This is a genomic window from Ancylomarina sp., from assembly GCF_041555295.1.
In the GTDB taxonomy this organism is placed as follows: Bacteria; Bacteroidota; Bacteroidia; order Bacteroidales; family Marinifilaceae; genus Ancylomarina.
Genome location: NZ_JBFFKR010000158.1, coordinates 1 through 8,044, shown reverse-complemented (window position 1 = coordinate 8,044; position 8,044 = coordinate 1). Strand labels below are relative to the sequence as shown.

At 38.1% G+C, this 8,044-nt stretch carries 5 protein-coding genes and 1 pseudogene; all 6 read left to right on the top strand.

From position 1 onward, the window contains the following. Positions 1–463, top strand: a pseudogene (locus tag ABY905_RS11275) (lytic transglycosylase domain-containing protein); the annotation flags it as partial. A gap of 76 nt (positions 464–539) precedes the next feature. Continuing rightward, positions 540–3,398, top strand: coding sequence for an excinuclease ABC subunit UvrA (gene uvrA, locus ABY905_RS11270; RefSeq protein WP_372643796.1), 2,859 nt, complete (start codon positions 540–542; stop codon positions 3,396–3,398). Between the two features lie 81 nt (positions 3,399–3,479). Further along, a complete protein-coding gene (locus tag ABY905_RS11265; RefSeq protein ID WP_372643793.1) occupies positions 3,480–4,349 on the top strand; it encodes a metal ABC transporter solute-binding protein, Zn/Mn family in 870 nt (289 codons plus the stop codon). 101 nt (positions 4,350–4,450) lie between these two features. Continuing rightward, entirely contained in the window at positions 4,451–5,188 is a 738-nt protein-coding gene (locus ABY905_RS11260) for a metal ABC transporter ATP-binding protein (RefSeq protein ID WP_372643790.1), read from the top strand. Between the two features lie 43 nt (positions 5,189–5,231). Further along, complete coding sequence (locus ABY905_RS11255) at positions 5,232–6,068, top strand: metal ABC transporter permease (RefSeq protein ID WP_372643787.1); 837 nt, start codon at positions 5,232–5,234, stop codon at positions 6,066–6,068. 470 nt (positions 6,069–6,538) lie between these two features. Further along, positions 6,539–7,933 (top strand): dihydrolipoyl dehydrogenase, encoded by a 1,395-nt coding sequence (gene lpdA / locus ABY905_RS11250; RefSeq protein WP_372643784.1) that lies wholly within the window; start codon positions 6,539–6,541, stop codon positions 7,931–7,933. Positions 7,934–8,044: the final 111 nt, after the last annotated feature.

The following is an 8,044-nucleotide window of genomic DNA, read 5'->3' as shown; positions in this document are numbered from 1 at the left end:
GTATTTGAAAGATTCCTATAAAAAATTTGGCAGCTGGGCCGTGGTGGCGGCCTCATATAATGCAGGCAGAACACACATTCATTCTCAAATGAAACTTCAAAATGCCGGATCGTATTATGACCTTTTGTTGGGTGAGGAAACAGCTCGTTATTTGTTCAGAATTATTGCGACCAAAGTCATTATGGAGAATCCTCAAGATTTTGGATTTAGATTTCGTGACACTGATTTATATCCAAACATTCCAACTCGTAAAATTAAAATTAAAGGTGGGGTGAAGAATTTTGCTGATTTTGCCCAAGAAAATGGGGTGAATTATAAAATACTAAAACTCTTTAATCCTTGGTTAAGAAAGCCATATCTAACAAATAAGTATAAAAAAGAGTACGAAATTACACTTCCTGCCAAAGGATATATTAATTTTGCATTTTCTGAATACAAAAAACCTCAAGTAGAGAAGAAATAGTTGTTAGCTTATTGAAGGTTGTCAGTAAGTAAAACAACAGTAGAAGTGAGGATTTAAATCATAAGGAGATTGTCGATTGAAAAACGTAGCTGAACAAGTCATAGAAAATGAACTATTAGAAACCGAGAATATTGATGTTCTTGGTGCGAGAGTTCATAACCTAAAAAATATTGATGTAAGTATACCCCGCAACCAACTTTCCGTTATTACCGGATTAAGTGGTAGTGGAAAATCTTCATTGGCTTTCGACACAATCTATGCTGAAGGTCAGCGTCGATATATCGAAACTTTCTCGGCTTATGCCCGTCAATTCCTTGGCGGAATGGAACGTCCCGATGTGGATAAAATCACAGGACTTAGTCCAGTAATCGCCATCGAGCAAAAAACAACAAATAAAAACCCACGTTCAACTGTTGGGACCATCACCGAACTATACGATTTCCTCCGACTGCTTTTTGCAAGGGCAAGTATAGCTTACTCCTATGAAACGGGTGAGAAGATGGTAAAATATACCGATGAGCAAATTATCAAGCTCATCTTTGAGAAATTCAATGAGAAACGAATTTACATCCTCGCTCCCATTGTAAAAGGGAGAAAAGGACATTATAAGGATCTATTCGAACAGATCAGAAAAAAAGGATTTTTATACGCACGTGTCGATGGTGAGATTGTGGAATTACTTCATGGTTTTAAAGTCGATCGTTACAAGAGTCACACCATCGAGATTTTAATTGACAAATTAGTTGTTGATGAAGTTGGAGATAAGCGCTTAAAGGAATCCATTCAGATGGCTATGAAACATGGTAAGGGTATTACCATGATTTTGGATAAGGATAGCGAAGAAGTGAAATACTACAGTCGCCTCCTGATGTGTCCAAGTACAGGTCTTTCATATAATACACCGGCACCTCATAGTTTCTCATTCAACTCACCACACGGAGCTTGTCCTAAGTGTAAAGGTTTAGGCCGAATAAGTGCTATTGATATTGAAAAAATTATTCCCGATGACAGTGTGAGTATTCACGCAGGTGGAATTGTACCCTTGGGTAAATATAAAAACAGCCTAATCTTTTGGCAGATTGAAGCTATCGCTCGTAAGTACAATTTTGACTTAAAAACGGGCATCAAAGATATTCCAGAAGAAGCCTTAAGTATTATTCTCGACGGATCAAACGAGACATTTAAACTTGAAAACACACCGCTGGGGAGTTCATCAAATTACTTTTTGAGTTTTGATGGCGTTCTAAAATACATCTCGAATCAAGAAAGTAATACCACTTCGAAAAAGGCAAAAAAATGGGCAGAGCAATTTATTAAAAACACACTATGCCCAAGCTGTGAAGGACAACGTCTGAAAAAAGAATCACTGTACTTCAGGATTCACGATAAGAATATTACCGATCTCGCTCAAATGGACCTGAGTCTTTTAAGCGAATGGATTGCAACCGTTGAACCTCATTTAAGCGAAAAGCAAGTCAAAATTGCATCGGAAGTTCTAAAAGAGATTCGAGATCGTCTTGATTTCTTACTTGATGTTGGTTTGGAATATCTTTCTCTAAATCGCAGTTCTGTAACGCTCTCGGGTGGTGAATCTCAACGTATCCGATTGGCAACACAAATTGGTTCTCAGCTAGTTAATGTGCTTTACATACTCGATGAACCTAGTATTGGTCTTCATCAGCGAGACAATCAAAAATTGATTCAATCCTTACGTCAACTTCGCGACTCGGGCAACTCTGTTGTTGTTGTAGAGCACGATAAGGATATGATTTTGTCTGCTGATTACGTTGTAGACATGGGACCTTTTGCGGGTAAACATGGTGGTGAGATTGTTTTTGCTGGTACGCCTGATAAAATGCTAAATAGCAATAGTCTGACCTCGCAATATATCAATGGAGAAAAAAGCATTGTCGTTCCTGAGAAAAGACGAAAAGGAAATGGCAAAAGCATCCAACTGATGGGTTGTAAAGGAAATAATCTTAAGAATGTTGATGTTAGTTTTCCTCTTGGGAAATTCATCTGTGTTACAGGTGTTTCTGGTAGTGGAAAATCAAGTTTGATAAATGGAACTCTGCAACCAATCCTATCACAATATTTTTATAGATCTGTTAAAGATCCATTGAGCTACGATAAAATAAAAGGGATTGATCATGTGGATAAGGTCGTTGAAGTGAATCAAGCTCCTTTGGGGAAAACGCCTCGATCGAATCCTGCTACATACACCAATGTATTTGGAGACATTCGTAAACTTTACGAAAAACTACCCGAATCTCTAATCAGAGGATATAAAGCCGGAAGATTCTCCTTTAATGTAAAAGGTGGTCGTTGTGAAACCTGTCAAGGTGCAGGCGTTAGAGCTATCGAAATGAATTTCCTTCCCGATGTTTATGTGCATTGTGATGAATGTAATGGGAAACGATACAACCGCGAAACATTAGAAGTTCGTTACAAAGGAAAGTCTATTGGCGATGTCTTGGATATGACCATCAATCAGGCGGTCATTTTCTTCGAGAAAATTCCAACCATTCTACCTAAACTCAAAGTTTTACAAGAAGTTGGATTAGGCTACATCACTTTAGGGCAACCATCAACCACGCTTTCCGGTGGCGAATCACAACGTGTTAAATTGGCAACCGAACTAGCCAAGCGCGATACAGGTCAAACTCTTTATATCTTAGATGAGCCAACAACAGGTCTTCATTTCGAAGACATTCGAGTTTTACTTGAGGTATTGGATCGATTGGTAGATAAAGGCAATACGGTTATTGTAATTGAGCACAATATGGATGTAATTAAAGTTGCAGATCACGTGATTGATATCGGTAAAGAAGGTGGTCGTAAGGGAGGAGAAGTCTTGTGTATTGGTACGCCTGAAGAGGTTGCAGAATGCACAGAATCATTCACTGCAAAATTTCTAAAAGAGGAACTGCTTTAATTTGAAATACGAATTGCTAATTGAGTAAAATATTTTACATTTGTTATTTGAAACTATTCTAAATTGAAGCATAAAAATCAAATGAACAAAATTACTCTTTTTCTTTTATTCGTAGGCCTTAGCTTGGGATTTCAGTCTTGTAACTCTAAACAAAACAAAGTTGACAATAAGCTAATTTCAGTTAGTATTCTACCTCAAAAATACTTTATCGAGCGTATTGCTGGTGACGATTTCAGAGTAAACGTACTTATTCCTCCTGGGGCAAGTCCTGCTAGCTATGAACCAACACCAAAACAAATGAAGGATATGTCTAAATCATCCTTGTATTTGAGAATTGGTCACATTCCATTCGAAAAGGCTTGGTTGAACAAATTATTCGAGGGAAACGACCATATTAAAAGTGTTGATATGTCGGAAGGTATTGAACTTATCAGAGGTCCTGAATTTCGTCATGGCGATCATGTTCATGAAGGTGGTATTGATCCACACATCTGGTCATCACCAAAAACAGCCAAGCAACTTATTGCAAATACATTCAAAGTATTGGTGCAATTGGTTCCGGAAAAAGAACAAGAATACACAAGTAACTACATGAAGTTGATGTCGGATATCAACGTAATGGACAAAGGTGCAGAAGCTATCTTTTCTCAAATGCCTGATAAGGCTTTCATGATCTACCACCCTGCCCTTTCGTATATGGCCAGAGATTATGGTTTAACTCAAATTTCAATAGAGCACGATGGCAAAGCGCCTTCACCAGCTCATATGAAGAAAATGCTTGACCTAGCTAAAGCTCACAATATCAAAACAATCTTTCTACAAAAGCAATTCAATGTTGAAAATGCAAATGTTATTGCAAAAGAGATTAATGCTGAATTGATACAGATTGATCCCTTAAGCGAAGATTGGTTGACTGAGATGAATCGAATTATGACTTATCTAAAAAAGTAATGAATTAATCTCGATTTGAAAATTCTTTTCGAGTGAATTAAAATCATACTTTCTGCGAAATACTTTGTATTTTGTATCTGCTCAAAAACAACAAAAACAAAATGACCAAACTACTGGAATTGAGATCAGTTTATGCTGGTTACGATAATAAAGTTGTACTCAAGGATGTTAATCTTACGGTTAAAAAGAATGACTTCCTTGGTGTTATTGGCCCCAATGGTGGTGGGAAAACAACCCTATTGAAGGTCATTTTGGGTTTAATCAAACCCATTGAAGGTCAGGTTGAGTTCAACAATATTGATGATAACCTCATCGGTTACTTACCTCAGATCAATACCATCGATCAGAAGTTTCCAATTCCTGTGCGCGAAGTCGTTTTATCAGGCTTAATGTCTCACAAAAAATTATTTGGAAGATACACAAGCGTAGATAAGGAGAAGTCTAAAGTTCTGATGGAACAAATGGGTATCCTTCATCTTAAAAATAAAAATATAGGCGAACTATCAGGAGGCCAGCTACAACGTGTATTTCTTTGCAGAGCCATAATTTCTGATCCTCAGATTTTAATCTTGGATGAACCCGATACCTATGTAGACAGTCATTTCGAGATGGAACTTTATGGCGTACTGGATCAGCTCAACGATCACATGGCCATTATTGTTGTTTCACACGATATTGGAACCATCAGTTCGCATGTGAAAACAATAGCCTGTGTCAATGGAAGTTTGTGTTATCACGATTCAAACATTATCAATCAGGAACAACTCAAAACTTATCACTGTCCTATTGATCTGATTACTCATGGTGAAGTCCCTCATCGAGTTTTGAAAAAACATTAAAGGAATTTCAAGTCAGTATCATTCAAGTTGAAATCAAAATTTCATGAACGAAATCATTGAATTATTAAGCTATAGTTTTTTCCAAAACGCCATTGGAGCAGCCATTTTGGCGAGTATTTCATGTGGTATTATTGGAACCTATATTGTAGCCCGTCGAATCGTTTTTATTAGCGGTGGCATTACACATGCTTCCTTTGGAGGTATTGGCATTGCCTGGTTTCTGGGATTAAATCCAGTGCTGGGAGCTGCCATTTTTGGTGTCTTATCAGCTTTAGGAATTGAGTGGGTATCCAAAAAGACCGATGTTCGTCAGGACTCCGTCATTGGTATACTGTGGGCCTTGGGGATGGCTTTGGGAATTATATTTATATACATGACGCCTGGTTATGCTCCCAACCTAATGTCTTACCTTTTTGGCAGTATTCTCACGGTTTCAAGCCTCGATCTTTATCTGCTTTCAGCCTTGTGCATCCTCACCATATTGGTTTTTGCCTTTATGATGCGCCCAATTGTTTACGTCGCATTCGATGAAAGTTACGCACAAACGCATAAGGCTCCTGTACAATTTCTCAATTACTTGATGATTGCCTTAGTTGCACTGGCCATCGTTTTAAATATTCGGGTTGTCGGTATTATTCTGGTTATTTCATTTTTAACTATTCCACAAACCATTGCCAATATGTTTACACAGGATTTTGGAAGAATGATAATTGGAGCGATTGGTTTTGGCATATTAGGCTCTCTTTTGGGACTATTTATGGCTTATAAGATGAACGTTCCTTCCGGAGCAACCATTATTTTTTCATTCGTCATCTTATTTATCATCGCGAAACTGGTTCAACTAAGTCTTTTAAAACTAAAGTTGGTAGTGAAAGAGTGAAAGTGCCTGGAGTACTTAGAGTATTTATGAGTGCCTAAAGTTAAAAATATGAGAAGAAAACCGGTTAGAGTGCAACGTAGTTGTTCCTGACAGAGTTTTTAGGAGAAAAAGTGAATGAGTGAATGAGGAAAATGTGAATAAGTAATTAGGAATTTATAATCCGTGGTAAATTCGTATTAATTCGCGGCATTTGCTTTTAATTACGCAAAAGGGATAGGAGCATTTGTTTGAGCTCCTTTGTCCATTTTTTTTTAGGACAAAGAGCGAGTGCGGATAGCCCGACCCGCAGGGTTTTGCCCAAATTAGTATTGATAAGAGTACATGTGTGTGCTTTGAAAAGAAGTCTAATCCCTTTTATTTAGAATTAATATTAATAAATTAGCAGAAAAATTGTCAGGTCGCCTCTAAAAGAAGGATTTAAAACTGATCTGAAATACATAGATATTCATAAACTAAACAACAAAATAGAAATGACTTACGATTTAATAGTAGTAGGAAGTGGACCAGGTGGTTATGTTGCTGCCATTAGAGGTGCACAATTAGGAATGAACGTTGCCGTAGTAGAACGCGCTGAATTAGGTGGTATCTGTTTAAACTGGGGATGTATTCCAACCAAATCATTATTAAAATCAGCTCAGGTTTACGATTATATGAAGCATGCTGCTGATTATGGTATTGCTGTTGAAGGTGAATTTAAGCCTGATTTTGAAAAAATAGTTGCTCGCAGCCGTGGGGTTGCCGACAAAATGAGTGCGGGTATCCAATACTTGCTTAAAAAGAATAAAATTACTGTTATCAATGGTTTTGGTAAACTTACTGCAGGTAAAAAGCTGGAAGTTCTTGCTGAAGATGGTAGTAAAACCAATTACGAGGCAAAGCACATTATTTTAGCGACAGGTGCTCGCTCTCGCGAATTGCCAAACTTACCACAGGATGGTGAAAAAATTATTGGTTACCGTAAGGCTTTAACTCTTGATAAATTGCCTAAATCGATGATCGTTGTGGGTTCAGGAGCTATTGGATCTGAGTTTGCTTACTTCTACTCTAGTCTGGGAACTCAGGTAACGCTGGTTGAGTTTATGCCAACCATACTTCCTATTGAGGACGAAGAGGTTTCGAAGCAAATGGGACGTTCTTTCAAGAAGAATAAAATTAAAGTCATGGTGAATTCATCAGTTGAATCTGTTGAAGGTAGTGCTGGCGACTTGAAAGTAAATATCAAAAATAAGAAAGGCGAAATCGAAGTTCACGAATGTGAGATCGTTCTTTCAGCAGTAGGTATTGCTCCAAATACTGAGCACATTGGCCTTGAAGAAGCTGGTGTTGCAACCAAAAATGGACGAGTTATTGTTGACGATTATTTCCGCACCAATGTAGAAGGTATTTATGCCATTGGTGATATTCTGGAAGGTCCTGCTTTGGCTCACGTTGCTTCAGCTGAAGGTATCTGCTGTGTTGAGAAGATCTCAGGGATGAAAGTTGAGCCTATCGATTATACTACAATTCCTGGTTGTACCTATACAACGCCAGAAATTGCTTCAATGGGATTGACTGAGAAAGCTGCCAAAGAAGCTGGACACGAAATTAAGGTGGGTAAATTCCCATTCTCTGCTTCGGGTAAGGCAAGTGCTGCTGGTGCCAACGAAGGGTTCGTAAAATTGATTTTCGATGCCAAATATGGCGAACTTTTAGGTGCTCATATGATTGGTGCTAATGTAACTGAGATGATTGCTGAATTAGTAGTCGCTCGTAAACTGGAAACGACTGGTCACGAGTTGCTAAAAGCGATTCACCCACACCCAACAATGAGTGAAGCGATAATGGAAGCTGCTGCAGCTGCCTACGACGAGGTGATTCATATCTAAAATAGATATACACCATTATATAACAGAGAGGATATCCAGTAGGGTATCCTCTTTTTAGTTTTATAGTTTGGAATCAATCCTGTTTATTGCGCCAGCTGAAACCTTGGTGAG